This window comes from Mucilaginibacter gracilis, from assembly GCF_003633615.1.
Classification (GTDB): Bacteria; Bacteroidota; Bacteroidia; order Sphingobacteriales; family Sphingobacteriaceae; genus Mucilaginibacter; species Mucilaginibacter gracilis.
Genome location: NZ_RBKU01000001.1, coordinates 1,024,209 through 1,051,017 on the forward strand (window position 1 = coordinate 1,024,209; position 26,809 = coordinate 1,051,017).

At 44.7% G+C, this 26,809-nt stretch carries 21 protein-coding genes; 7 read left to right on the top strand and 14 right to left on the bottom strand.

Going from position 1 to position 26,809, the window contains the following annotated elements; translation table 11 throughout:
* The first annotated feature begins 4 nt into the window (after positions 1–4).
* Positions 5–619, top strand: coding sequence for a TetR/AcrR family transcriptional regulator (locus BDD43_RS04385; protein ID WP_147425571.1), 615 nt, complete (start codon positions 5–7; stop codon positions 617–619).
* A 262-nt stretch (positions 620–881) separates the two neighbouring features.
* Here the strand turns inward: BDD43_RS04385 and BDD43_RS04390 are convergent, their stop codons facing one another.
* The 6 genes from BDD43_RS04390 to BDD43_RS04415 are packed head-to-tail and all read right to left on the bottom strand — an operon-like array spanning position 882 to position 7,151.
* Entirely contained in the window at positions 882–1,634 is a 753-nt protein-coding gene (locus BDD43_RS04390; protein WP_121196599.1) for an SDR family NAD(P)-dependent oxidoreductase, read from the bottom strand.
* A 5-nt stretch (positions 1,635–1,639) separates the two neighbouring features.
* Positions 1,640–2,980, bottom strand: a complete 1,341-nt coding sequence (locus BDD43_RS04395) for an MFS transporter (protein ID WP_246001452.1) — start codon at positions 2,978–2,980, stop codon at positions 1,640–1,642.
* 34 nt (positions 2,981–3,014) lie between these two features.
* Positions 3,015–3,908, bottom strand: coding sequence for an alpha/beta hydrolase (locus BDD43_RS04400; RefSeq protein WP_121196600.1), 894 nt, complete (start codon positions 3,906–3,908; stop codon positions 3,015–3,017).
* Positions 3,909–3,926: 18 nt separating this feature from the next.
* On the bottom strand, positions 3,927–4,262 hold the full coding sequence (locus BDD43_RS04405; protein WP_121196601.1) for a cupin domain-containing protein: 336 nt from the start codon (positions 4,260–4,262) through the stop codon (positions 3,927–3,929).
* Between the two features lie 4 nt (positions 4,263–4,266).
* Positions 4,267–6,411 (bottom strand): heparinase II/III domain-containing protein, encoded by a 2,145-nt coding sequence (locus BDD43_RS04410; RefSeq protein ID WP_121196602.1) that lies wholly within the window; start codon positions 6,409–6,411, stop codon positions 4,267–4,269.
* 2 nt (positions 6,412–6,413) lie between these two features.
* Positions 6,414–7,151: a FadR/GntR family transcriptional regulator gene (locus BDD43_RS04415; protein WP_121201872.1), complete on the bottom strand. Its 738-nt coding sequence runs from the start codon at positions 7,149–7,151 to the stop codon at positions 6,414–6,416.
* Between the two features lie 252 nt (positions 7,152–7,403).
* Here BDD43_RS04415 and BDD43_RS04420 point away from each other — a divergent pair, with 252 nt between their 5' ends.
* The 4 genes from BDD43_RS04420 to BDD43_RS04435 all read left to right on the top strand — a co-directional run bounded on the left by BDD43_RS04420 (position 7,404) and on the right by BDD43_RS04435 (position 14,654).
* Complete coding sequence (locus BDD43_RS04420) at positions 7,404–10,694, top strand: SusC/RagA family TonB-linked outer membrane protein (RefSeq protein ID WP_246001455.1); 3,291 nt, start codon at positions 7,404–7,406, stop codon at positions 10,692–10,694.
* 68 nt (positions 10,695–10,762) lie between these two features.
* The gene (locus BDD43_RS04425; RefSeq protein ID WP_121196603.1) at positions 10,763–12,625 is read left to right on the top strand and encodes a RagB/SusD family nutrient uptake outer membrane protein; all 1,863 of its coding nucleotides are present in this window, start codon (positions 10,763–10,765) and stop codon (positions 12,623–12,625) included.
* A 236-nt stretch (positions 12,626–12,861) separates the two neighbouring features.
* Positions 12,862–13,929, top strand: a complete 1,068-nt coding sequence (locus BDD43_RS04430; protein WP_147425572.1) for a sensor histidine kinase — start codon at positions 12,862–12,864, stop codon at positions 13,927–13,929.
* Positions 13,926–14,654: a LytR/AlgR family response regulator transcription factor gene (locus tag BDD43_RS04435; protein ID WP_121196605.1), complete on the top strand. Its 729-nt coding sequence runs from the start codon at positions 13,926–13,928 to the stop codon at positions 14,652–14,654. The genes BDD43_RS04430 and BDD43_RS04435 overlap by 4 nt, the downstream gene beginning before the upstream one ends.
* A 1-nt stretch (position 14,655) precedes the next feature.
* Here BDD43_RS04435 and BDD43_RS04440 read toward each other — a convergent pair whose 3' ends face one another.
* From BDD43_RS04440 to BDD43_RS04460, 5 genes are read right to left on the bottom strand one after another with little or no spacing between them, the layout of a single operon-like run.
* Positions 14,656–15,048: a hypothetical protein gene (locus BDD43_RS04440; RefSeq protein WP_121196606.1), complete on the bottom strand. Its 393-nt coding sequence runs from the start codon at positions 15,046–15,048 to the stop codon at positions 14,656–14,658.
* A complete protein-coding gene (locus tag BDD43_RS04445; protein WP_121196607.1) occupies positions 15,041–16,261 on the bottom strand; it encodes an ABC transporter permease in 1,221 nt (406 codons plus the stop codon). Before BDD43_RS04445 ends, BDD43_RS04440 begins: the two co-directional genes overlap by 8 nt.
* Entirely contained in the window at positions 16,258–17,010 is a 753-nt protein-coding gene (locus BDD43_RS04450; RefSeq protein ID WP_121196608.1) for an ABC transporter ATP-binding protein, read from the bottom strand. Before BDD43_RS04450 ends, BDD43_RS04445 begins: the two co-directional genes overlap by 4 nt.
* Positions 17,010–18,209, bottom strand: coding sequence for an efflux RND transporter periplasmic adaptor subunit (locus BDD43_RS04455; protein ID WP_121196609.1), 1,200 nt, complete (start codon positions 18,207–18,209; stop codon positions 17,010–17,012). The genes BDD43_RS04450 and BDD43_RS04455 overlap by 1 nt, the downstream gene beginning before the upstream one ends.
* A gap of 15 nt (positions 18,210–18,224) precedes the next feature.
* Complete coding sequence (locus BDD43_RS04460; protein WP_121196610.1) at positions 18,225–19,520, bottom strand: TolC family protein; 1,296 nt, start codon at positions 19,518–19,520, stop codon at positions 18,225–18,227.
* 298 nt (positions 19,521–19,818) lie between these two features.
* On the opposite strand from BDD43_RS04460, the gene BDD43_RS04465 reads away from it, so the two are divergent.
* Positions 19,819–20,403: a Crp/Fnr family transcriptional regulator gene (locus BDD43_RS04465; protein WP_121196611.1), complete on the top strand. Its 585-nt coding sequence runs from the start codon at positions 19,819–19,821 to the stop codon at positions 20,401–20,403.
* A 73-nt stretch (positions 20,404–20,476) separates the two neighbouring features.
* Positions 20,477–21,451, top strand: coding sequence for a quinone oxidoreductase family protein (locus BDD43_RS04470; protein WP_121196612.1), 975 nt, complete (start codon positions 20,477–20,479; stop codon positions 21,449–21,451).
* A 112-nt stretch (positions 21,452–21,563) separates the two neighbouring features.
* On the opposite strand, the gene BDD43_RS04475 is transcribed toward BDD43_RS04470, so the two are convergent.
* From BDD43_RS04475 to BDD43_RS04485, 3 genes are all read right to left on the bottom strand, one after another.
* Positions 21,564–22,712 (bottom strand): acyltransferase family protein, encoded by a 1,149-nt coding sequence (locus BDD43_RS04475; RefSeq protein WP_121196613.1) that lies wholly within the window; start codon positions 22,710–22,712, stop codon positions 21,564–21,566.
* Positions 22,713–22,841: 129 nt separating this feature from the next.
* Positions 22,842–25,013 (bottom strand): glycoside hydrolase family 3 C-terminal domain-containing protein, encoded by a 2,172-nt coding sequence (locus BDD43_RS04480; RefSeq protein ID WP_121196614.1) that lies wholly within the window; start codon positions 25,011–25,013, stop codon positions 22,842–22,844.
* Between the two features lie 37 nt (positions 25,014–25,050).
* Positions 25,051–26,802 (bottom strand): glycoside hydrolase family 13 protein, encoded by a 1,752-nt coding sequence (locus tag BDD43_RS04485; protein WP_246001457.1) that lies wholly within the window; start codon positions 26,800–26,802, stop codon positions 25,051–25,053.
* Positions 26,803–26,809 lie beyond the last annotated feature (7 nt).

Below are 26,809 nucleotides of genomic sequence, written 5' to 3' on the forward strand. Positions count from 1 at the left end.
TAAGGTGATAACCACAAATATTTCCCCGCTCCCGCCTGATAAAGTCAGACAGCATATTGTCGACGTGACCACTATGCTGATCTGTAAAAATCAAATCGAACAAGTATCTGTCAAGCAAATAGCATCATTGGCCAAGGTAACCGAAAGCAACGTTATTCATCTTTTTTACAACCTGAATAATCTCATCGCAGTTTGCCTGATCAATGCTTTTGATACCCTTGGCGATTATATCCGGTGCCAGAAGCGTAAACGGGGCAAATATGCTGGAAACATAGACACCTTCTGGAAAATGCTGGTGGAGTTCCACTGTAATTACATGGATCAGGCAGGGGCTATCTGTCATTTTCTCAAAGCCCCGGCTCCGTTTCCGGCGATAGCTATTAAACAAACCGTCACAGAGGCTATTGCAGCTGAACTTGATATCATCGAACATCAGCTAAGAAGTTGTAATAACCAGGTCCGTTTTATTGCATTTGTACATTTGTTTATCCTGTCGCGGCAGCTGGCAACAAAACTATCCCCTTATGATGATGCGGGCAACCGGAGTAAAATTTCGAATTGTTATTACAGCACAGCGGAGCGGGGTTTGGAAATCATTATGAAACTGCCTATCCGCTGAAGAGGATTGCTGATAACTCTCTGACAGTCTCCGTTCTGCTGTCAGAATTCTTAATAACTCAAAAAGCATTGGGTTATTAAGAAAATGATTTCAGGCTTAATTGAACAAACCATTTTCATTGATCCCTCTTCGCCAATTTACTTTCTCCCGCTAAAAGCCTAAAGATAGGCACTAAAGGTGGTTATGATAAAATTGGTCAACAGGCGTCAATGAAATTGGTTTATCGGGTATAAGCAATCAGTTGCATTCCTGAATACGCGTTCTACGAAAACGCCAACCCACCGTTAATGTCAATATTTGTACCTGTTACAAAGCTCGATTCATCGCTTGCCAGGTAGCATACCAGGTCGGCAACTTCACTGGCTTTACCTTCGCGGCGAAGCGGCGTGGCGTTGGCTACGTTGCTGCGCACTTCGGGCTTTGAAAATGTATCATGAAAACTGGTTGCTATCATTCCCGGCGCTACACCATTAACGCGGATACCTTTTGGGCCTAATTCTTTTGCAAGTGCACGTGTATAGGTTAATAATGCGCCTTTAGCAGTAGCATACACCGATGCGCCCGGCCCGCCGCCGTCTCGCCCGGCAAGGGATGAAAAATTAATAATGGAGCTACCGGCAGGCATAAAGGGTAAAACAGCTTTTGACGACTTAAATGCTGATTTTACGTTAAGATCGAACACAAAGTCCCAAAAGTCATCGTCAATTTCGGCAGTAGGTTTGCGTGCAACCAAACCGCCGGCAACATTCACCAGGATGTGAATCTCATCGCCGAAAGCTTCACGGGCTTTATCTATTAGTGCCGCTACATCGTGGGTGTTAGTCATATCGCCATACACGGCAATGGCCTCGCCGCCATTGCTTTTTATCTGGGCCAGCGTTTCGTCGGCATCATTGGCTTGCCTAAAATAGTTTACCACAACTTTGGCACCTTCGGCAGCAAGTTTAACAGATACCGCACGGCCAATATCACGGGCACCGCCGGTTACAATGGCAACTTTGTTTTTTAAACGCATATTTTTTAGTTTTTAAGGTTTTTGGATGAAATGAATGTTACTGAAAGCCATGCTATAGGTACAAGCACAGCACCAAGTATAAAAAAGGAAGTATAACTGGTTTGTGTTATAACCGGTACTGCCCAGGTAGTGAATAATGTACCCACAACCGCTGCCGTGCCACCCATACCCGCTACCGTGCCTACGTTTTTACCATTAAAATAATCAGATGGCAGGGTTTGTAAATTATTGATAAGGAATTGGAAACCAAAGAGGGTTATGCTGATAAGCGTCATAGCTAAACCGGGATGGCTTTTTAAATCGGGCAGGTAAATAACGATGCCAACCAAGCCTACCAACATAAATACACAGCCAATAGTGATGGCCCTTTTGCGCGATTTGGCCGCATCATTGCCCCGCCGTATCATCACCGATGAATAGTATCCGCCAAGTAAGCTGCCACAGGCGGCCACCAGGTAAGGTATCCATGTAAAGCCCGCTATTTGTTTAATATCAAAAAGGAATTGCTCTTTTAAAAAGGTAGGCAACCAGGTAACAAACAACCACCAAACAGGATCGATAAAAAAACGACCTAAAATAATGCCCCATGTATTGTTAAATTTTAATAGCTCGCGCCAGGTATAAACCGTTTGCGGAACAGGAAAGGGATTTTTTGTATTAGTGGATAAAATATATTGCCGCTCTTCTGGTGTGATCCAGGGATGTTTGTCGGGCGTGTTTTTGTTGATCACCAGCCATGGGATTACCCAAAGAACACCTAAAACGGCCACACAGGCAAAGGTTAATTTCCAGCCTAATGCAACAAATAACAAAGCTATAACCGGTGCCGCTATGACCGAGCCCAACGACGCGCCCGCGCCAAAGATGCCTTGTGCTATAGCCCTTTCTTTTGCAGGAAACCACTCGGCATTGCTTTTTGTGGCACCAGGCCAGTTTCCGGCCTCGCTAAAGCCAAGCATAAACCTAAAGATATTGAACGAGAACAACCCCCTCGCCAAAGCATGTAAGGCGATAGATATACTCCATCCTAAAATAGAGAAAGCCATCCCCAAACGTGTACCAATGGCGTCCATTAGCTTACCCGTAAATGTTTGGCCTAACGCATAGGCTATCATAAAGAATGTGGTGATAAGCGCCAGTGCGTTTTTGCTGCCCGCATCGCTAATGCCAAATTCTTTGTAGATGTAGGGCCACATAATATTGATGGCACTCCGATCGATATAATTAATCACGGTTGCCAGTCCTATCAAGGCAATAATATACCAGCGTAAGCCTTTAATTTTCACGTATAGTCCCGGTTTAAAATAAACAATAATATATTGTGCCCATGCCCTAAAATCAGGCATGGGTATTGTTTTGTTAGGTTTTAAGCTTCTGCTTTTAAATGCCTACCTCTTTTAAAAAGGTTAGTATGGCATCGTTTATTTCTTTTGTTTTTTCGGGTGTAAAGTTGCCATGCTTACCACCGTCAACGGTTATAAACTCGGTTTTTATACCTGTGTCCAGCAGTTTTTGATGCAGGTCTACGGATTGTTGGTAGGGTACCGTGGTATCGGCATTGCCATGTACAATAAACACCGGCGGACTGCTCTTTTTTACATAAGCTATCGGCGAAACCGTCATAGCAAATTCTTTGTCAGTAGCATGAGTGCCAAGCCAGTTTGTTGCCGATTTACTGTGAATAACCAGCCCGTAACCCCAGTTCCACACATCGGTAATTCCAAATTTGTCTATAATGGCCGCAACTTTAATACGTTCTGTACCGGGGCAATTGGTATCAAAACGATTGTCGTTTTCCAACAAACCGCCCATCAAAGCTAAATGCCCACCTGCCGAACTGCCCATAATCACAATCTTTTTAATATCGATGTTGAGGGCCTTGGCATTTTTAATGAGGTAGATTAAAGCGCAGCGGGTATCCTCAATGCAGCCGGGTGCTTTGGCAACCTGCACCAAGCGGTATTCTATATTAGCCACGGCATAACCTGCCTTAAAAAATGGGCCGAAACCGCCTTGCTCTTCCTTGGTGCCGTGGTTCCAGCCGCCGCCATGTATGTTGATAATAACAGGCGTTGGCTTGCTAACCTTTGGCGGGGTGTAAATATCCATCCGGCCGTCCCAATCGCCAACTTTTGTATAAACCACATCCAGCTGTTTAGTAAAACCAGCCGGAACTGTAATTGCCTTTTTTGCCTTGGATGTATCGGCATCCTTTTCTTGCGCCCTGGCCACGCCCGCAACCAATAACAAAACAACAAATAATATCATTCTCATAATTTTGTTGTTAATTGGTTAAATAAAGTCTTCCCTTAAGGGGCTAAATACATCTATCAACAAACCTGCTTCAATGCAAACGCAACCGTGTATCACTTCGGGGGGTACATAATAGCCATCGCCTTGTTTAATGATGCGTTTTTCGTCGCCTATCTGCATCTCAAAAACACCGCTCTCCACGTAAGTTACCTGCGAATGCGGGTGCTGATGCAGCGTGCCTATGCCACCAGTTTCAAATTTTGCTTTCACCAGCATAATTTTATCATCGTAGCCAAACACCTGCCTTTTAACTTTTTCGGCGGGAGTTTCCCATTTAATTTCGTTCGCTATCTGGAACAGACCGCTTTGCGCCATATTGTTAGTTTTTACTGATCTGGATAAATTTGTCTTTACTGCTGTAATTCAATTTACAGGTGTATGTTTTGCCTTTTACAGCAAAGCTAAACGTAGTTTCGGCTGCTTCGTTACCAATAACTTTCAGGTTGCTTATGTTGCTTTTAGCACCTGTAGTAGTTTCAGCGGTAGCATCGGTTCTGCCATGTGTTTCGGTAATGCTGATGAATGCCTGGCAACCGGCTTGCTTTTGCTCCAGGATAAAACCACGCTCATTACGCAGGTTCATATTAGGGTCGCCCGCGCCCACGGTTACCAGTTTTACCTTCATGGGCGATGTACCTACAAAGTGCGTGGTATAAAAGTGTTCGGCGTTCAGCATGGTTATGTAGCTACTTTGGTTAGCAACATCATTGTCGCTATTGAACCAAATATGCTGGAAGCCATTATCGCTGCCCAAAGCTTTCAAATCGTTAGTAACGGCGCTGAATTTAAACGACGCATCGGTGATAACACCCTGATACCAGAACGGCAAACTGTATTGATGTTCGGCAGCGGCATTTACCTGAAAAACATCTATCATTAAAGCTTTGGTGGCACCGTCGGGCTTAAATAAAATACTGCTCCGCAACAGGCCTACGCCGGGGTAGGCTTGGTTTTCCCGGGCGCTTGTAATTTGTATATCACCTTTGGCTTCAAAATGTAACAGGCTTGCGTGCGTAGGTTGGGCTTTATTAAGAACTGCGCCGAACTGCGATTGCCGGTCAACCGTAACGGTGTTGTGGGCGATGGTTTGCTTGGCCCAGGTTTTGTTTTCGGGAAGGTAATCACCACCAAATTTTGATTCGATGTTGACGAACCGGGCTGAACCATAGTCGGAAAATATCTCTGATCCGTTATCGTAATACAAAATCTCAAGCCTGTCGAAGTGGCCGTGGCCCATACCCTGCCCGGCGGCTTTGAGTAGCAAACACTGCTGTGATGCGTTGGTGCCGTATCGCAATATGCCTAAACCACCTTCATCGCCCTTTGGCCCGTCGCTCATCCATTGGCTTTTGTAACCAAAAGGCTGGGCTTTGCCATCGGCAAGGGCTTTAGCAACGGTCAACCCGGCATCCGAAATCACTACCTTGTTTTGCTTCTTGGCGATGTCGAGCAGATCAGCTTCAGGCTGGATATCCGCGTAAGCAATGTCTACACCATAAACCATTTCGTCGGAAACGAAATCCTTATCCTTCATTGCATCGTTTATAGGGAAAAAATAATTGGTAGTATAGGTACATTGCAAACCGGCGTGAATAGCCTTGGCCAATATGTTATCCCGATATTTAAAAATCTGGCGTTCGGGCTGGTTTTGCTGTATGGCTTTTGCGAGGATAACAAAAGGCATTATGGCATAACGCTGATAGTAAGGCCCTTCGGTATAGTAGCCATCTGGCGAAAATAGTTCTTCCAGTTGTTTTAAAAATCCGGTTTTACCATCCCTGTTAGATCCCTTTAGCGCCATTTCAACGTATTCGGGTTTATGTATCACATAAGCGGTAATACCAACCGCGGCCAAACACCAGGTACCGTGATTGTGGATAAGGTTGAAGGTTTCTTTACAATCCTCCGTAAAGTATTTCAATATCGGCACAAACAAATGCTCCTCAATGGTTGCCCTGTCCTTAACAGCAATGCTGTTGTAGGCCATATCGTAACCTTGTATTACGGTTACCTGCCATACAAAATCATTCAGGCATTGCCAAAATAGCTTACCGGGTATCTGGTTACTTTTTTGCTTGGGATGCTTGGGCCATTGCTCATATTGGGCGGCATACAGCAGCAATATATCCTTAATATAGGTAGAATATTTTACATCGCCCGTCATCTGGAAGGCTATACCGCAAGATAGGATATTGGCCGCGTTGTTTTTGTGCTGCTCGTGCGTGTATCCGCCGGCACCGTCTCTGGGTGTTGGTACGTCCATTTTTTCGGCGAGGGCTTTATCAGCCTTAGCCTTGATATCGGCGAATGATTTTTTAAGCAGCGGGTATTCTGCAATGCCTTTTTTAACCGCCGGGATACCCGCCTCGGTCAACATTAAGTTTGGGTGTACCTGCACTTGTGCACGTAATATCGCCGGGAAACAGCAAGCCAAAGCGATAGGCAAATAGCGTAATAATTTCATTGTTAGTGTTTACCTATAATTTGATTAGCTGCAAAAGCGGTGCGTGCAACCTGTAAAACTTCGTCGAGGTGGGCAGCCATGGCATTTTCGGCGGCATCTACGTCTTGGTCTTCAATGGCTTGTAAAATTAAGCGGTGTTCTTTAACCGCCAATTTTCCTCGATCTTTACCGCACACCTTACTTTCGATGATGTTTTTGATAAGGTCGGGTATTAAAACTACCATCATTGATTCTATGACCGAGTTTTTGGTCGACTCTGCAATCTTGATGTGGAAAAGCATATCTTCCTCAACAGCGTCAACATCCTGCGATATCTTCAGTTCATAATCCGCAATCGCTATTTTAAGGGCATGCAGGTCTTGCTGTGTGCGTCGTTCGGCAGCAAGCCTTACGGCATCAAGCTCTATATAATATCGCGCTTCTATCAGTGCGCTAAAATCGTCCTTATTAAACTTAATAATATCAGTTATCAGGTTGTCCATTACTTTGATACTCATGCCCGATACATAAGTTCCGCTTTGGGGCGATGTTCGTAATAATCCATAAAACTCAAGCTTTAAAATGGCTTCGCGTACATAGCTGCGGCCAACGCCAAGCCTTTCGGCAAGTTGCCTTTCGGCAGGCAGGCGGTCGCCGGGTTTTAACTGACCGGAGGTCATGAGTTGTTTTAACTGAAGGATAATTTTATCTACAGGCGATTCAACCTGAATAGCCTGTAAGTTCCTGATCGTATTTTTCAAGCGGTTAATTTTTGGTTCACCAATAATTGGTTCACCAAAAGTACAAGTAATTTTCAATTATACAAATGCACCATATCAAATTTATAATAAAACGAACTTTTCTTTTTAATTATAGCTTTAGGCACTATAATGTATACACTATCAGCAAATTATAAATAAAATAAAAAAGCCACATAAAAATTTGGAAATGGAAATTTAATCTCTAAATTTGGTCAACCAATTATTGGTCAACCAAAGATCAATACCTCCATTATGAAAATAAAACCTTTACTTAAACTAAAATTAGTATGCTCTCTTTTTTACAAAACACCCACCGGCTTGCTGGTTAAGTATTTTGAGGCCTACAAAAAACCCTTAAAAATGCAAGCCAATGCGCTGTGTTTACTATTAATATTTTTACTGCCAGCTGCTTTTTCTGTACCAGCTTTTGCCCAAAAAGCTATTATGGTTGCCGGTACGGTAAAGGATAGCCATGGCGAACCGCTTATTGGTGTTGCCGTTAGGGTAAAGGGTACTAACAATGGTACAAGCACCAATATTGATGGAAAGTATCAGCTTTCGGTTGCGGATAAAAACGCCACGCTGGTATTCACCTACATTGGTTTTGTTACCGCCGAGCAGCCTTTAGGTGGTAAGATTGTACTAAACATCGCCCTGAAAGACGAAGCGAAAAGCCTTAACGAGGTTGTTATATTGGGCTACGGGCAGGCTAAACGGAAAGACCTGACGGGCTCGGTAGGAACGGTTGATATGGGCGATTTGAACAAAGCACCTGTAAAATCGTTCGACGATGCTTTGGCAGGACGTGTTGCGGGGGTGCAGGTAACATCGCCCGACGGGCAGCCCGGTGCTTCGCCTGCTATCGTGATCCGCGGCGGCAACTCAGTTACACAGGATAACTCGCCACTGTATGTAATTGATGGTTTCCCGATAGAGGGCTATAATAACAATGCTCTGGACCCTGCGGATATCGAATCGATAGAAGTTTTAAAGGACGCATCCTCAACCGCCATTTACGGTGCGCGTGGTGCTAATGGTGTAATCATCATTACCACAAAACGCGGCAAAAGCGGTCCGCCGGTAGTAACTTACAGTACTTATTACGGTATACAAAACAATACCGGTACCGTAAAAGTAATGGACCCCTACAATTACGTAAAGTACCAGCTGGAAATAGACTCGGTTACCAACAGCGTGCTGTATAATATTTACAACCCTACAACCAATCCCACAGGAACACAAAGCCTTGAAAGTTATCGTGATGCTCCGGCTATTGACTGGCAAAAGCAAATATTCCGCAAGGCACTTATGCAAAACCATTCGCTGGCTATAAGAGGTGGTAATAAAGATACTAAATACACCATTTCGGGCTCATTCCTGGGGCAAGACGGAACCGTGATAGCATCGGGCTTTAAGCGTTACCAGGGAAGGTTTACTTTAGATCAGAATGTAACCGATAAATTAAAGGTAGGCATTAATAGCAATTACAGTTACCTGATAACAAACGGAACCCAGGTAGGCGGCGTAAGCTCCACCAATGATGCCTTACTAATCAGTACATGGCGTTACAGACCGCTTGCAGGGCCGAATGAAGACCTGAACTCACTATTAACAGCTGCCCAGGATCTTGATGTGGTATCGTCAACCAACTATCAATGGAACCCTGTGCTAACCTTAAACAACGAACTGCGTAACCGTTACCAAACGCTGATAACCACAAATGCCTATTTAGATTATAGCTTTATACCCGAATTACGACTCAGAATAACGGGTGGCATCAACAGCAGCCATCTTGAGGCCGACCAGTTTAATACATCTAATTCGAGGTTAGGTAGCCCTACCAGCACTTTAGGGCAGGGTGGGCCAAACGGCTCGGTAACTTATGGCGATATTACCAACCTAGTTAACGAAAATACTTTAACCTATAACAAAGTATTTGCCCGCAAACACGCATTGAATGTTTTGGTTGGTTTCACTATGGGCCAAAACACCACCTCTACAAGTGGCGGCGGGGCCATACTGGTACCCAACGAAAGCCTGGGTGTAAATGGTTTAAGCCAGGGGCAGCCGTTTTCCATCACCAGCTCAAAATCGACTAATACGCTGGTGTCGTTTTTAAGCAGGGTAAATTACAACTACGATTCTAAATACCTGGCTACGGCAAGTTTTCGTACCGATGGATCATCTAAATTTTTAGATGGTAACATCTGGGGATATTTTCCATCCGGTTCGTTAGCATGGCGTTTTTCGCAAGAAAACTTTGCCAAGCCATTGAAATTCCTGTCGGATGGCAAAATCCGCGCCAGCTACGGTATTACCGGTAATAACCGCGTAAACGACCAGGCGGCTTATGCTTTGCTTGGCCAGGGCGGTGCGGCGGGTGCTTATACGCCGGGCAACGTATATATAAGCGGTGCATACCCGCTAAACCTGGCTAATCCTAATTTAAAGTGGGAGAATACCGCTGAGGCCGACTTAGGTATCGACCTATCATTACTAAACCAACGCATCACTTTTACTGCCGACGTTTACAACAAAAAAACCACCAACCTGCTTTTAAATGCTTCGCTGCCGGGTGTTACCGGCTATGCTTCGGCGTTTCAAAATGTTGGGTCGGTACAAAACAGGGGGCTTGAATTTGCCTTATCAACAGCAAACATTACCAATAAAGATTTTACCTGGAATACGTCGTTTAATATCTCGTTCAACCGTACTAAAGTTTTGTCGCTTACATCCGGACAATCGTATTTAAACACCATTGTTAAATTTAGCGGGGCCAACTTTGTTGCGGCAAGCCCGGCGTTTATAGCGCAGGTTGGCCAGCCGGTTAGCATGTTTTACGGGCTGGTATCTGATGGCGTTTATCAAACCAGCGATTACAACCAAACATCGCCTGGCGTGTATGTTTTGAAACCCGGCATACCAACTTATGGATCAACCGTGTTAAAAACACCCGGCGCGTGGAAGTTTAAAGACCTTAACGGCGACGGTGTTATTGATGTGAACGATTTAACCACCATTGGCAACCCAAACCCTAAATTTATAGGCGGTTTCTCTAATAATTTTACTTACAAAGGGTTTGATCTGAACGTATTTTTGCAATACAGCTATGGCAACCAAATTATGAATGTTAACCGTTTATTGATGGAAGGCGGCGCAGGTGTATCGGTAACGGTAGGTGCCAACCAGTTTGCCAGCTATGCCGACAGGTGGGAACCAGACAACCCGAGCAATACTTATGCGCGGGCAGGTGCAGGCGGTGCATCACCGGCCTATTATGCTTCTAGGGATGTTGAAGATGGCTCATTTATACGCTTAAAAACCGTTAACCTTGGCTATACTTTTAAAACGGCATGGGTAAAAAAGGCTAACCTAGCAGCCCTTCGCCTTTATGCTTCGGCACAAAATTTATATACCTTAACCAAGTATTCTGGTTTAGACCCCGAAGTAAACTCGTACCCTTCGGCCTTAACAACGGGGATGGATTACTCGGGTTACCCACGTGCCAAGGTTATCACGCTTGGGCTTAATTTAACCTTTTAAGTGCTGTTATCACTTCAAATCAAAAATCAATCAGTTATCTAACCAATACTGATCAATCATAAATTCAAATGAAAAAAAATATAGGTATCCTCATTTCCGTTATCGCGTTAAGTGCTACTACATCCTGCAAAAAGTTTTTAACGCAGCTTCCGCAGGATTCAGTTGCGCCACAAACCTATTATAGTACGCCAGAGCAGCTAACCGCGGCGCTCGCGGCGGCTTACTCCGAATTGGGCAACACCGATGAAGCAACCTACTCCCGCTTTTTATCGCTGGAAGCCAATGCATCTAATGATGAGTATTATTTGCGCAGTTCAAGCTCTATTGCGGCATCGGTTTATAACGCCAGCCCATCGTATGCCAACTTTATCAACTGCTGGAACGACCTTTACACTGGTATTGAGCGGGCGAATTTACTATTGGAAAATTTAGACCAATCGCCGGTAGCACAAGCTACCAAAGACGAGATCAGAGGCGAAACCTTGTTTTTACGCGCTTACTATCACTTTATACTGGTGAGTTATTGGGGCGATGTTCCTTTAAAGCTAAAATCTACACAAGGTGTTACCGATGTTAACTTTCCGCGTACACCTAAAAAACAAGTTTATGCGCAGATCATCAAAGATATGACAACCGCCGAGGGCCTTGTTAACACTTCGGCAGTTTGGAACAATAACGGACGCATCTCAAAAACCGGCGTAGAGGGTGTATTATCGCGGGTTTGTTTACATGCTGCCGGCCGTTTGGCCGACGCCAGCTATTATCCGCAGGCGGCAACATGGGCACAAAAAGTAATAAGCAGTGGTATTCATAGCTTAAACACGGACTATAAACAAATATTCATTAACGAGAGCCAGGATGTTGAGGATATTAAGGAATGCATTTGGGAGGTTGAGTTTTACCGCGACGTAGCCGGAATTTATCGCAATTACGAGCGCTTTGGATCAACCCTTGGCATTAACAATACCAATATCGATTACGGTTTTATGCAGGGGCAATACGAATGCTTAGGTACTTACTACAATTTGTTTGGTAAAGGCGATTTGCGCCGCGATTGGACGATTACTCCATTTTATTACTCGGGCAACGATGCAAGCAAGGGCACAATCACTACCCCCGCAGCATCAACATGGGGAAGATACTTAGCCAAATGGCGCCGCAGTTATCAAAACGCGGCTATTATAAATGTTAAAAATGTTGGCCCAACCAACTGGCCTTTACTACGCTATGCCGATGTTTTATTAATGGCCGCCGAAGCTGATAACGAAGTAAACGGCCCCACCACAAATAGCATTAACTACGTAAACCTGGTTAGGGAACGTGCTTATGGCAACGTACTGATAGGCCGCAATGTAAATAGCGTAACCATTACAAACGCGGGTACAGGCTATACCGTTGCACCTACAGTTACCATTACCGGCGGCGGCGCAACAAAAGCTGCAACAGCTACAACAACCTTAACCAGCGGCAAAATAACAGCGATAACCATTACTGATCCCGGTGCATTTTATACATCTGCACCAACGGTAACTATTACCAGCGCAAATGGCGTGGGCAGCGGCGGCGCAGCAACGGTAACCATAAGTAGTTTAACAGATGCCGACCTATTGCCTGCACAGTATACAAGCAAAGCGGTATTTCGCCAAACCATTATGGACGAGCGCTCAAGGGAGTTGGGTGGCGAAGGCCATCGCAAGCTCGACCTGTTTCGCTGGGGCAATTTTCTAAGTACGGTAGCCAATTTGGTAACTGTAATACCAGTACAAGCGCCAAATGCTTCGGCATCATCAACTTATGGCTATACCGGCAGGGCAAGTGCGGTGCAGCCTTACAAAAACGTGAGCAACCGCGATACCTTATTCCCTATACCAGTTACCGAAATAACACTTAACCCCGGTATCCCATTTAGTGCGCAAAACCCCGGATGGTAAAGCAATTCGCTTTTAAAAAATGAGCTAAACCGGCATTATCAAGTTTTTATTTAAATTACAAACGCAAAGAGTATCAAATTAAGCAATTGATACTCTTTGCGTTTGTAATTTAAAAATATTGCGTCCGCGATTCTTGCAGTCAAGTGTCGACAGAAAGGCGATATGTTACTATAGAAACGCCACTAGGATGAACAGGGTTACTTTGGTTTTGAAATTAAAAGCCGGTAATTTGTACCGTGTTATCTCTTTCAAAAATAACCCGTTTGCGGTCCATTATCTTTTCGGTACACTTTGCGGTGCTATTGGGCTTGCTGGTTTTTACCTGTGTACCGCTTACCATCACTGCTTCGTTGCCCATACAAATCTGGACCAAGCAATTAGTTTTATATGCTACCCTGGTGGGCATATTTTACCTCCATCTCCGGGTACTCGTCCCCAGGCTGCTTTATAACAACCGCGGGGGAATTTTTGCACTGCTTGTTTTTCTCATCTGTATCGCCGTTCCGGTATTAAATCACCAGGCCGATAAACTGATGGACCTGCCGGGCTTGCTCCACAGGTTTGCGCCGAAACGCCCTGTTGACGTTCGTTATACGCCCGTGGGCGACCTCAGTATTATGATCATCACCATGATCGTTATAGGGATAGCTATTATTATATCCGTTACCGGGAAAGTGCAGGCTGACCTGTTAAAGGAAAAATCGTTAGAGAACGACCGCATAGCCGGCGAACTGGCGGTTTTACGCTCACAAATTAACCCGCATTTCTTTTTCAATGTATTGCATACCATTTACGGGCTCACCGAGATTGATACAGACCGGGCCCGCGAAGCAATTTACACCCTATCGCATATGATGCGCTATGTGTTATACGAAACCCGGCATCAGGTAACCACCCTGGAAAAAGAGTTACGCCTGATAGATAGCTATCGCCAATTAATGCAATTGCGCCTGCCCCCACACGTAACCGTTGTTTTTAACCAGCCCGCAGGCCCGCTTAACATTCCGCTTTCGCCAATGCTGTTGCTTCCTTTTGTAGAAAACGCCTTTAAACATGGCATCAGTACGGTACAACCGAGCTATATTTACATATCTGCACAGTTATGCCAGGAAAGTTTTCGGTTTGAGGTACGAAATACTTTATTTGCAGAACCGGCAAAGGAAACAGACGAGGGTAGCGGAATAGGACTAGCCAATACGCGCCGCCGCCTGGAGCTGATTTATCCGGGCAAATACAAGCTCAATGTTAAAGAAGACCATGAGCTTGAGGAATTCAGGATAGAACTTCAAATAACTTTGACATGACCATTCACTGTATAGCCGTTGATGATGAGCCGGTGGCCCTAGAGATGATTGCCGCCTATGTAACTAAGACCCCCTTCCTGAAACTGGTTGATAAATGCGCAAGCGCCGTAACAGCCCTGACCGTTTTAAAAGAGCATCCGGAAGTACGGCTCGTTTTTTTAGACATCAGGATGGCCGACCTGAACGGCCTGGAGTTTGCCGGTATAGTTGACCAGGGGGATAACCGGCGATCGGTGCGCATTGTTTTTACAACCGCTTTTGACCAGTACGCGCTGGACGGGCACAAGCTTGCCGCGCTGGATTATTTGCTAAAACCCTTCAGTTTTGCTGATTTTACGCGTGCGGCCAATAGGGCCCTCGAATATTTTAACTTACTGGAGCAGGATAACGAGCCGCAATACCTTCATGTATATGCCAATTATCAACTGGTACGGATAGATATAGCGCAGATTCTCTACGTGGAAAGCATGGCTGACTATATCAGAATCTTTTTGCAAGACCAACCCAACCCGGTAAAGACGCTGATGACCTTAAAAGTAGTGGAGCAGAAACTGCCGGGCAGCCATTTTGTGCGCCTGCACCGTTCCTTCATCGTAGCCATAGATAAAGTTACCGCCGTAACCAAAACATCAGTACAGGTTGGCCGGGCTGCCATACCGGTATCAGATCCTTACCGGCAGGCATTCGGCAATTTCATGAAGAGCTGGCGTCAGCCCGGTTCCTAAATTATTTTGTTTTTTTGATCACATAACTCATATCACCCATCGGTCCGCCCTTCATGTATAGCACAATCTCTTCAGGGCTTTTTACCTTCCCGGTCATTTTAAACTGCTGGTCCATAATGGGTAAAGTAAACGCCAGGCTGTCGTCCTTAAACCAGCCATCAGTTAATTGAACGGTGTTGCCGTCGGGGCCTTTAGTGCTGCCGCTTAGCTTTTGCCCATCTACTTTAAAATCGTAGGCAACCTCAATTTGATCATTGATAGAACCTTTCCAATGGCCGCCTATATCAGTGGCCGCACAAACAAAAGTTACAATGGCCATCGCCATCAGTGTGGGAATTAGTTTTTTAATTTTCATAGCTTTTAAGGATTTATTGGTGATATTAAATTTATTCATATCGCAAAGCCTCTATAGGGTCGAGCCTCGAAGCTTTTAGTGCCGGATAATAACCAAAGAAAACGCCTATTACCGTACAAAAGCCAAATGCTTCAATAATCGAGCCCTTGTCGATGATCGGTTCCCAGTGCAATGCGTTAGAAATAACAAAGGCCAGGGTTTCGCCAATCAAAATACCGATAAGACCGCCGGTAACGCTAATGATGATGGCCTCGGTTAAAAACTGATTAAGGATATCCCTGCCACGCGCGCCTACCGCCATGCGCAAGCCAATCTCTTTTGTACGTTCGGTTACCGAAACATACATGATATTCATAATACCTATGCCACCAATAATTAGCGATATAGCTGCTATAGCGGTTAATAACGCAGTTAGCAACGTAGTTATTGAGCTTAGGGTTTGTATCAGCTCGGCTTGGGTACGTACCGTAAAATCATTGTCTTCGGTTGCACGCAGGCGATGTGTTTTTCGGAGTATCTTCGCCATTTCATCGGCTGCAGCCTGCGAAAGATTTTCGGCCTTTGCAGACGCATTAAAGCTGCCGAAATAGATAGATGCAATAATTCTTTTCTGAACGGTAGTATAAGGTGCCAGGATAATATCGTCCTGGTCCTGTCCGAAAGTATTCTGCCCCTTTTTGTTCAGTATGCCGATAACCTGGAAAGGAATCTTGTTAAAGCGGATGACCTTGCCAATCGGATCTACACCTTTTGCAAATAAATTATCTACCACAGTTTGCCCCAGCAGGCAAACTTTAGCATAAGTGTGTACATCACGGTCGGCAAACATTTTACCGTCTTTGAGCGATATGTTTTTGATGGCGAGGTAATCCCCGCTAACGCCCTCAATGGTGGTGGGCCAGTTGAGCGAACCGTTTATAGCCTGCCCTTTAGATTGTGATGAAGGCGATATGGCACTTATATAAGTGGATTCCTTTTGTAAGGCAACAAAATCCTTTTCGGTCAGCGTTTCTACATTAGCCCCCTGCAAACGCGCGCCGCCCGGTGCATTGCTATTGGGCATCACCATAACGAGGTTAGACCCCATGCTTGACAGCGAATTATGTATGCTCGCGGTTGAGCCCGCGCCAATAGCGCCGATAGTAATAACGGCGGCCACCCCAATAATAATACCCAACATGGTTAGCACAGCCCTTAACTTATTGCGTTGCAGGGCCAGTAGCGCCAGCCTGATCAAATTCAAAATTTTCATAAGTGATAATCTTCGGTTATGGGCAACGCGGCCAGCATGTCTTTAGCTGAACGGACCTGCTGATTAGCCTGGTCTTTTACCACACGCCCATCCTTCAGCACAATAGTACGGCTGCTAAATGCGGCAATGTCTGGTTCGTGCGTCACAAAAACAATGGTTTTGCCCTGGCTTTGGTTCAGGTCCTGCATCAAAGCCATGATCTCGTATGATGTACGGGTATCCAGGTTACCGGTTGCTTCGTCGGCCAGTATCATCACCGGCTCGTTCACCAGGGCACGGGCAATGGCTACACGCTGCTGTTGCCCGCCCGACATTTCATTGGGCAGGTGATTCATCCGGTCGGCAAGTTTTACAGCTTGCAGGGCTATTGTTGCCCGTTCCCGGCGTTCGGCAGCCGTTACTTTTGGATTATAAAACAGCGGCAGTTCCACATTCTCTAAAGCCGTGGTCCTTGGCAGCAGGTTGTAGGACTGAAATACAAAGCCGATCTTCTCATTACGAAGTTTGGCGAGTTGGTCTCGGTTTTGTTCGCGCACAGATACTCCGTCAAGGAAGTAACTTCCGCTACTGGGTTTATCCAGGCAGCCCAGGGTATTCAGCAAGGTGGTTTTGCCCGATCCGCTACTACCCATAATGGTTACAAATTCGCCGGCAAATACATCAAATGTTACCCCTTTAAGTGCCCGCACAATTTCCGATCCCATCTGAAACTCCCGTTTAATGTCATGCAATTCTAAGATCTTTTTCATTACGGCTTTTTGTTTTTATCGGCACCGCCCGGGCTTGGTAAAATAGATGTACCTGTTTCAGCCTGTACAGGAACAGGCAGCGAGGATACTACAGTGTCTTTTAAAGTCAATCCCGACAGGATTTCGGCGTGTGTATTGTCATCAAGGCCGTAGCGCACCGGCGTTTGTATGAGTTCTTTTCCTTTTTTTAGCCACACGCTTCCTGGTTTCCCAGGCCCTTTAACAGCATTACTGCTATTAGCCTGCGGCATTGGTTTTAATGTAAATTGTTTCTTTAGCGACGAATCCGGAGCAAAATTCAGCGACTTAGAACTTACCAACAAGGCGTTATTCGTCTCCTTGGTATAAACGTTGATGTTGGCCGTCATCCCTGGCTTAAGCATCAGGCTGTCATTAGGGGCATAGATGACGGTTGTATAGGTCACCACATTTGATGTACTTTTCGGGTGCAGGCGAATGTCAGACACCGTCCCTTTAAATACGTCATCTATATAAGCATCCACTGTAAAACTAACGCGGTTGCCCTTTTTTACATTGCCTATATCGGCCTCGTCCACATCTGCCTGTACCTGCATTTTTGAAATATCTTTAGCAATCACAAAAAGCGTGGGCGTACTAAATGCCGCTGCAACCGTTTGGCCGAGGCTTACACTTCGCGAAAGCACCACACCGTCTACGGGCGAATAAATATCGGTATACGACAGGTTTTTTTCAGCCGAGCGCAATGCAGCGGCAGCATTATCCACCGCCGCTTTTGATGAATTAAAATTGTTTAAAGCCGACTCATAATCTTGCTTACTAATTGAGCCGCTGCTGTACAACAACTTTTGCCGGTTATAAAAATTCTGGTTGTAAACCAGTTGGCTTTGCTGTGTGCGCAAGGTAGCACTGGCCTGATCGACCGTTGCCTGCAAAAGCGATTTATCCAACTGCGCCAATAGCTGGCCTTTTTTTACTTTGGAATTAAAGTCGGCGTTAATCACTTTAACGATTCCCGATACCTGGGTACCTACCGCTACGGTATCCACAGGTTGAATGGTACCCGTTGCCGTAACTGTTTGGGCTATATAACCATAGGTTGGCACTTCGGTAGGCAGCACCACAGGTTTTTCTTTCTTTTTAGTAGTAACGAACCAAATACCGCCAACCACTATAACAATGGCTGCGATAACGAGCGTTCTTTTTGTATTTTTTTTCATAATGATTGTGCGCGGTTAAAGTTTAACAGGAGTGCCTTTATAGAATTCGTAGATCTCTATGGTGAGGGCGGCATTGTATTTCGCCTGGATATATTGCTGCAGTGCTTGCGTGTAAAGGCTTTTTTGCTGCAGAAAGTCAACCATGTTTACAATACCAACCTTTAATTGCTCATTAGCCACCCGGTAAGTTTCCTGGTTGTATTTAAAGGCCTCGGCAGCCGCGTCGTACTGGTTTTGAGAATTGAGCACATTGATGTATGCTTTTTCAATATTGAGAGAAAGGGTGGTTTTGGTATCTTTTAATGAAAGTTTAGCCTGGTCGATGTTGATCTTAGCTTCAGCCCGGTTCACCTGGTTAACCTTGCGGGTAAAAATGGGAACAGACAGGGTAAGGCCAACCTGCTGGTTGAAGCCATTGTTCAACTGGTTAAAATAACCACTCCCCGCGCCCTGGTAGCTGGTGCCCGCAAAGCCCGAAGCGCTAAGAGTTGGCAGGTAGCCCGAATTGGCCTTTTGCAGCCCAAATTCGGCCGACCGAACATACAATTCGCCATTTTTCACTTCTGGCCGGTCTTTCAACGCAGTTTGTTGCACATTTAAAAGGTTATCCACCGCTTTTTTTGAAATGATGGTATCCGGCGTGATCACGTCAAACGTGGTTGCAGGCAACTGAAGGAGTTGTTTCAGGCTAATCAAATCCTGCCGTTGGGCGTTCTCAGCGGTAACCAATGTATATTTGTCGTTAGCAAGCTGGGCAAAAAGCTGAGCAACATCTTTTTGTGCAATGCTACCGGCGTCAAGGCGTTTTTTTGCCTGCTCTACCTGTGCTTTTGAAGTAGTTACCACATTTTGCTGGTAAATAATGGTTTCTTTATCCAGTAAAACATTCAGGTAATATTGCGTAATCTGCAGGGTAAGGTCATTAACCTGCTGCATGGTGCTCAGGTTGGCCCGTTCAACCTCCACGTTTTTTTGCTGGATATCGCTTTTGATATAACCACCCTGGTAAAGGGTCCATGATGAGTTAAGGCCATAAGACCCCGAACCATAAACGCCCGTGGGCTTCGAGTTGGACAGATATTGGGTAGCTGAACCATATAAATTTGGTAAAGCGGAACCTTTGGACAGTATCAGTTCCTGCTGGCTGGTTTGCTGGCTGAGCCGGGCACTGCCTACCTGAATATTGTTTTTTTTGGCGTAGTCCAGGCAGGTTTGCAGGTCCCATTTAACAACGTTCAGGCTGTCCTGGGCAAACGCTGTCATCGCGCTTATCAGGCAGCTAAAAAATAAAGAAAATACCCTTTTGGTCATGTGCTATGATGCTTCTTTAAGGGCAAAGGAATAATATTAAACCCGTAAAAAAACCGAGTGTCGATACTAACACGATTTGTATCGATACTTTCCAGGTTCAACACACAATCTACGTTAAACCTGTTTAAGAGCGTTTTGCTTTTTATAAAAGGAGTTGCAGGTTAACTTAAATTTTAAGCTTAAAATTGGTTAGCCATGGGCTATTTTGTTGGCCAGCAACAAAAATATTTAATTTCATACCTTTGGGCAGTAATTTATTAATTAGTAATAGCGTGTTTTCTCGTTACCTAAATAAGCCATGCTTTTCCACTTTAAAAATATATTTCCACAATTAAATTCGTTTTGGGATAAATATTTAGCATACCAGCAGCGGATGGAAATACCGGCTAAAACTATTTTGCTGGAAGAAGGAAAAGTATCCGGTCAATACATCTTTATTGAGCAAGGTTGTGTGCGCGCATTATTTAACAATAACGGCGACGATAAAACGGTGCAATTCTTTTTTGAAAATGAAGGGCTCACCTCGTTCGAAAGTTTCATGAACAACACCCCGAGCCTGTTCACCATCGAAACACTGGAACCTTCGGTGGTTTATTTACTTCCTAAAAAATATGTTCTCCAATTGATGGACGAGTTAAGCCATGAACCCGGTTTTTTGCAACTGTTGCTACAGGTATCTTCGCAAAGGCAAGTTCATTACATTAATGAATTTGTTTCCTTTATCCGGGATAAGCCCGAAGAACGATATCAAAAATTACTGAAAGAAAGGCCGCATATTGTACAACGCGTGCCACAGCACTACATAGCTTCTTACCTGGGTGTAAGCCAGGTGCATTTAAGCCGCATTAAAAGCAAGTTGGCTAAAGGCAAATCGCATTTCTGAACTTGATAACATATGTTATCGTTCAGGGGGCTGCTCCCTGTTTAATTTTGACCTAATCAAAAAAAGAAAGAAAATGAAAGCAGCAGTAATGTACGAAAAAGGAGAGTTACCTCAATATACAGATTTCCCGGAACCGATAGCTCAAAACGATGGTGAACTTGTGGTAACCGTAAAGGCAGTTGCCATTAAACACTTTGATAAAGGGCGTGCAACCGGCAAACACTACTCCAGCAATGCACCCAGAGAAGGCGGCAAAGTAGTGGGCGGCGACGGCGTTTGCCTTTTGGCCGATGGTACCAGGGTTTATGGCATGGGCGTAAGCGGCATGCTGGCTGAGCGGGCAACTATCGATAGCAACCGCATAGTGAAAATTCCGGAAGGGTTAGATAATGCTACTGCCGCTGCCTTGCCCAACGCTGTCATCGGCTCTGCCATGGGCCTGCGGTTCAAAGCCGATATACAACCGGGCGATGTTGTGCTGATTAATGGAGCTACCGGTTTTACCGGGCGGGTGGCGGTGCAAATTGCCAAATATTATGGTGCAAAGAAAGTGATTGTTACTGGCCGCAACGCGCAATCGCTGCAAAACCTGTTGGCCCTCGGTGCCGATGAGACCATTTCACTGGTTCAGGACGATGGGTATTTTAAAGCGCAACTCAAAGCGGTACACGCAGAAACACCATTGGACGTTATCATCGACTATCTTTGGGGACATAGCGCGGAAATGATTTTAGATTGCTTGAAAGGAGACGGTTCATTCAGCCACAAAAGCAGGTATGTATCTGTCGGCAGCATGACTGGTGACCTGATCCAATTATCCGCAGCGACACTCAGAAGTGTAAATTTGCAACTTAGCGGATCGGGCCTTGGCGCCTGGTCCAAACAGCAGGTTGGCCAATTGTTTACCGATATCCTTCCTGAAATGTTCCGGTTAGCTGCCGATGGAAAACTTAAGATAGAAACGATAGGCGTGGAACTTGAAAATATTGCCGAACTCTGGGACCTTGACGTTCCGGATGGTCAGCGCCTGGTGGTAACTATGCTATAAGGTGTCCGGCAAAATACATATCTGTATTTTACCGATAAAAGGTATTATAACCTGCAATACGAAAAAAAATCAACCTTTCCTCGGTTAAAGCACCCTCCACATTTGATTTTTATCATTGCCGTGCATCTACGGAAACAGGTTGCTTTAACCATTTCTTTTTTAGCCAATTGCGTACCGGCTCGTCATACCATTTTAAGCAAATATAGGCTATAGCTATGGCACCTATCCATAGCAAAAAGCCAACGGCAAGCCCGCGACCCATTGGCACTTTGTTGGTAACCACCCAGGCGGTATACAGGTAAATTAAAGGATAGTGAGTGATGTAAATTGGGTAAGAAATATCGCCTAAGAAACCACACGCCTTAGTTGCTTTAGCACCCATTATGCTGCCGCCTGCACCAATAGCGATAATAACAGGGAAAACAATAATAATAACCAACGATTCATAAAGCCCATTCATCCATAAATGATGCTCATCGCCTATACGCGGCATACACAAGGTAACGGCAATCATAAGGCTACAAATTCCAAATGCACCTCTTATTGTTATTAGCTTGCCCATACGCGATAATAATACACCTGCAAAAAATGGATAAAGCATGCGTGTAAAGCCTATATTGAGTTGTACATCATCTAACGACCAACCTCCAATTACATCGCCCCGCGGGCCCATTACAGTGTAATGTACCAACAAACAAGCGGCAAGAAACACAAACACCCCTAATACTTTTTTTGAAAACCTGCGTACAACCACGGCGTAAAGTATATTGGCTATATACTCAAAAAAAAGCGACCACGCGGGCCCGTTCAACGGGTGCATTTCCTGCCAGCCACGTATATCCATTGATACAGGCAGGGGTATCAACGTAAAGCCAACCAGCATTACAAGTAACATTTGCCATACCGGTGTTTGCGAAATTAAGCCAAACATTGCACAGCCTTGAAAATAAAACAGTATGGCTCCAATAATAGTGCCGATGATAAGCATGGGCTGTAAGCGAATGATGCGCCGTTTATAAAAACCCCACTGAGTCATTTTGGCCCATCTGTCATCATACGCATAAGCAACCACAAAGCCCGAGAGCAGAAAAAAGAAATCTACTGCCAGATAGCCGTGGTTTATAATCTGCTTAAAACGGTTACCATCGGCAAAGGCTTCCATAATATGAAAAGCTACCACAAACAACGCGGCTACGCCACGCAGGCCATCTAAAATTTGGTAATGACTTTTGGGTTCTATAACCGCGTTGTTTTTATTCATTGTATTAATTATCCGGTTATTTAAACCCCTTTAAGTATTCTTTTTAGCATTAATCATTATAACCTACAGGGCCTGGAGGTTACGCCAGCCCAGGTACACCCTGCATTTATATTACATTAAGAGCAATAATTATAGCACCAGGGATTTTTGCCCGCGGATATCGCGCGATGAACTGCCCAATAACACATCATACTTGCCACTATCGGCCACCCAGCTATGTTTTTTATCATCATAGTAAGCAAAAGCATCACTATTTAGTTTAAGTGTTATTACTTTACTTTCGCCCGCCTTTAAAAAAACTTTATCAAAGGCTTTTAACTCCTTATCAGGCCGCTCTACCGAAGGCTTCTGCTGCCTTACATAAAGCTGCACCACTTCGGCACCTGCGGTGTTACCAGTATTGGTTATGGTTACTTTTACTGATGCTTGCCGGGAACCCGTTTTTTGTACCTGTAAACCTTTATAGCCAAATGTTGTGTATGATAAACCATGCCCAAAAGCAAACTGAGGTTCTACATGGTAAGTATCAAAATACCGGTAGCCAACAAAAATACCCTCATTATAATGCACAGTGCCGTTAACACCCGGAAACTGGCCTAACTTATGGGCCGGCGAGTCGTCAAGCTTTTTAGGGAAAGTCATTGGCAATTTTCCCGAAGGATTTACTTCACCAAATACTATTTTAGCCAAAGCATTGCCGCCTTCCATACCGGCGTACCAGCCTTCTAAAATGGCTTTACTATCATTTACCCATTGGCTAATATCAATAGGGCCGCCACCCATTAAAACCACAACTGTTTTAGGGTTGGCTTTAAGTACGGCCTTTAATAGTTCGTCTTGCCCAAAGGGCATATGCATATCGGGCTTGTCTGCGCCTTCGGCATCGTAAGCATTATCATCCCAAACATTGTAGTCATAACCATGTGTCCACCCGCAATACACAATAGCAACATCGGCTTTTGATGCGGCGTCAACAGCTTCCTGTATCATTTGCGCGTCGGCCTGCTGGCCCCTCGCAATTTTATAACCTTGGGCGTAGCTAATTTTTACATTACTGCCCAAAAGGTTTTTTAACCCTTGTAAGGGAGTTATCTCGTATTTGGCTTTTATTTGCGAACTACCACCACCGTATGCATTTGGCCTCTCGGCATTTTGGCCAATAACGGCAATGCTTTTAATATTATTTTTTTGCAGAGGAAGCAATTTACCTTCGTTTTTTAACAGCACAATACCTTCTTCGGCTACTTTTAAAGCAGTGTTTTGATGTGCTTGGGTATTGTAGGCACCGGGTGTACGCCCGCCATTTATCATATGGGTTTTAAACATCACACGCAAAATGCGGCGCACCTTATCATCAATAAGTGCTACAGGTACCTTGCCGCTATTCACCAATGTAACAACAGTATCACCCATATAAAATTTATTATATTTTAATGGCGGCGTACCTATATCCGAGCCCATTTCAAGGTCGGTTCCATTTTGTAGTGCCTCCATGGTGTTGTGTACCGCTCCCCAGTCGCTAATTAATACGCCTTTAAAACCCCATTCGCCTTTTAACACCTTATTCACCAGGTATTTATTTTCAGTAGCATATTGGCCCCTAAATTTATTATAGGCACCCATTACCGTGTTTGCACCACCCAGTGTTACGGCAGCTTTAAAGCCCGGCAGGTAAATTTCGCGCAGGGCACGCTCGCTCATTTCAACATTTACGGTAAAACGGTCAACCTCCTCGTTGTTAGCCGCAAAATGCTTTACACAGGCCGATATGCCTTGATCTTGCACTCCCTTAATATATCCAACTACCATTTTTGATACCAGGAAAGGGTCTTCGCTCTGGTATTCAAAGTTTCGCCCGTTTAAAGGCGAACGTATAATATTTATGCCGGGGCCTAATATCACATCTTTACCGCGGTATTTGGCTTCGCTACCTAATACCGAACCAAAGGCATAACCCAGCGCGGGGTTCCAGGTAGCGGCCAGGCAATTACCGGTAGGCAGGTAAGTTCCGGCATCGTTTACATTAGGCACAACATCCCAGCCCCGGCCATGCTCAACACGCACGCCGTGCGGCCCGTCGGACGTGGTTAACTCCGGTATTCCCAAACGGGCAACACCCGCCGAAGTGAACGAAGAATTAGCATGTATCATGTTAACCTTTTCCTGCAACGTCATTTTTTTGATGAGCGTAGTTATTTTTGCTTCGGTTGCCGGGTTAACCAGGCTTTGTGCATTAGTTTTGCTATACAACAAAGTGCCTAAGCAAAGGGCGGATAGCAACACACATTTATTTTTTTTCATATTTTAACTGGATTTTGGTAGTTTTTATAGCTTATAATTATAGTTTGTAAACCACCGCCTGGTAAGGTTGTAAAACAATAGTATTATTGTTATTACCCATTTTTGGCGGGGCGGTATAATTGTTAATCATCAATTGGTTGTGGGTTAAACTTAACCCCGGTGCTGCAACAGCGTTTGTTGTTTTAAAATTAAGCAAAATAAGGTATTTCTCGCCATTAAACTCGCGGGTATAGCTAAAAACATCGGGGTTTGCAGCATCCAGCAGTTTATACCGGCCGTATACTAATGCAAGAGTACTTTTACGTAAGGCAACTACCTGTTTAAAATAATTTAATATCGAATTAGGGTCCTTCAGTTCGGCCTCGGCATTAATGGTTTTGTAATCGGGGTTAACCTTTAGCCATGGCGTAGCGGTGCTGAAGCCTGCGTTAGCACTACCATTCCATTGAAAAGGTGTACGTCCGTTATCGCGCGATGTGGCCGCTTGTCCCTTTAAATAACCAGCCAAATCGCCATGTTTGTTTACTAAATTTTTGTAGGCGTTTAAAGTTGCCAGGTCGCGGTAGTCTTCTATCTTATCAAATTTAATATTTGCCATGCCCAGTTCATCGCCATTATAATAGTAAGGTGTACCGCGCATTGTCATGATGAGTGTGGTGAGCATTTTTGAAGATACGGCCCTAAACTGCGGGCTATCATTACCAAACTTGCTAACCATACGTGGGTTATCATGGTTAGCTAAAAATATTGATACCCAGCCTTTACGGGCAAAAGCACTATCCCATTTGGTAAATATTTTCTTCATTTTTAGTAAACTGTAACCTTTGCCATTATTATTAAGGTCCATAACCTCAAAATGGAAGGCCATATTCAGTTCGTGGCGGTCATGGTCAACCAGGTCGTGTGCATCTTTTAAAGTGCTGCCCGCTCCTTCGGCAACGGTCATCACCTTATATTTGCTCATTACCTCGCGGTTCATTTCCTTTAAATAGGTGTGCAGTTGCGGCCCCATGCCGTAGTATTTAACTATATTTTTTTCGTATCCTTTCGGGAAGGCCGGCCATGTAATATCTTTAGATACAAACTGAAAGGCATCCATCCTAAAACCGTCGATGCCTTTATTTATCCAAAACTTCATAATATCATAAACCTCCTGGCGCACCTTTGGGTTTTCCCAGTTCAGGTCGGGCTGCTTGCGCGAAAAGTAGTGCAGGTAATAAGCATTAGTTGTAGCATCATACATCCAGGCATCGCTGTTAACATCAAAAAAACTCCAACGCGGCGTTGGTTTGCCATTTTCGGCTGGCCACCAGTGATAGTAATCGCGGTATGGGTTATTGCGCGATGAGCGCGACTGTTTAAACCATTCATGCTCGTCGCTGCTATGGTTAACTACAAGGTCCATAATAAGTTTGATGTTGCGCTTGTGCATTTCTTTCAGCATCAGGTCAAAATCCTGCATGGTGCCAAAATCCTTCATAATATTGCGATAGTCGCTAATATCATAGCCGTTATCATCATTTGGCGAGCTATATATTGGGTTTAACCATATAGCGGTAACTCCTAAACTTTGAATATAATCCAGTTTAGAGATGATGCCCTTTAAATCGCCCACGCCATCGCCGTTGCTATCTTTAAAACTACGCGGGTATATTTGATAAATAATGGCCTCTTTCCACCACTGGCGGCTGTTATTGGTTTGGGCCGAAGAAAGTACAGGAAGCAGTATCATGCAGAAAAAAAGAAGGTTATAGACCTTGATGAGCAATGTTGATTTTAGCGATATCATGGTACTT

Bases quoted from the DNA above. Each gene is read 5' to 3' on its own strand.
- BDD43_RS04390 (WP_121196599.1), bottom strand. From the start codon at position 1,634: ATGCGTTTAAAAAACAAAGTTGCCATTGTAACCGGCGGTGCCCGTGAT.
- BDD43_RS04395 (WP_246001452.1), bottom strand. From the start codon at position 2,980: ATGCCTGATTTTAGGGCATGGGCACAATATATTATTGTTTATTTTAAA.
- BDD43_RS04400 (WP_121196600.1), bottom strand. From the start codon at position 3,908: ATGAGAATGATATTATTTGTTGTTTTGTTATTGGTTGCGGGCGTGGCC.
- BDD43_RS04405 (WP_121196601.1), bottom strand. From the start codon at position 4,262: ATGGCGCAAAGCGGTCTGTTCCAGATAGCGAACGAAATTAAATGGGAA.
- BDD43_RS04410 (WP_121196602.1), bottom strand. From the start codon at position 6,411: ATGAAATTATTACGCTATTTGCCTATCGCTTTGGCTTGCTGTTTCCCG.
- BDD43_RS04420 (WP_246001455.1), top strand. From the start codon at position 7,404: ATGAAAATAAAACCTTTACTTAAACTAAAATTAGTATGCTCTCTTTTT.
- BDD43_RS04425 (WP_121196603.1), top strand. From the start codon at position 10,763: ATGAAAAAAAATATAGGTATCCTCATTTCCGTTATCGCGTTAAGTGCT.
- BDD43_RS04435 (WP_121196605.1), top strand. From the start codon at position 13,926: ATGACCATTCACTGTATAGCCGTTGATGATGAGCCGGTGGCCCTAGAG.
- BDD43_RS04440 (WP_121196606.1), bottom strand. From the start codon at position 15,048: ATGAATAAATTTAATATCACCAATAAATCCTTAAAAGCTATGAAAATT.
- BDD43_RS04445 (WP_121196607.1), bottom strand. From the start codon at position 16,261: ATGAAAATTTTGAATTTGATCAGGCTGGCGCTACTGGCCCTGCAACGC.
- BDD43_RS04450 (WP_121196608.1), bottom strand. From the start codon at position 17,010: ATGAAAAAGATCTTAGAATTGCATGACATTAAACGGGAGTTTCAGATG.
- BDD43_RS04455 (WP_121196609.1), bottom strand. From the start codon at position 18,209: ATGAAAAAAAATACAAAAAGAACGCTCGTTATCGCAGCCATTGTTATA.
- BDD43_RS04460 (WP_121196610.1), bottom strand. From the start codon at position 19,520: ATGACCAAAAGGGTATTTTCTTTATTTTTTAGCTGCCTGATAAGCGCG.
- BDD43_RS04465 (WP_121196611.1), top strand. From the start codon at position 19,819: ATGCTTTTCCACTTTAAAAATATATTTCCACAATTAAATTCGTTTTGG.
- BDD43_RS04470 (WP_121196612.1), top strand. From the start codon at position 20,477: ATGAAAGCAGCAGTAATGTACGAAAAAGGAGAGTTACCTCAATATACA.
- BDD43_RS04475 (WP_121196613.1), bottom strand. From the start codon at position 22,712: ATGAATAAAAACAACGCGGTTATAGAACCCAAAAGTCATTACCAAATT.
- BDD43_RS04480 (WP_121196614.1), bottom strand. From the start codon at position 25,013: ATGAAAAAAAATAAATGTGTGTTGCTATCCGCCCTTTGCTTAGGCACT.
- BDD43_RS04485 (WP_246001457.1), bottom strand. From the start codon at position 26,802: ATGATATCGCTAAAATCAACATTGCTCATCAAGGTCTATAACCTTCTT.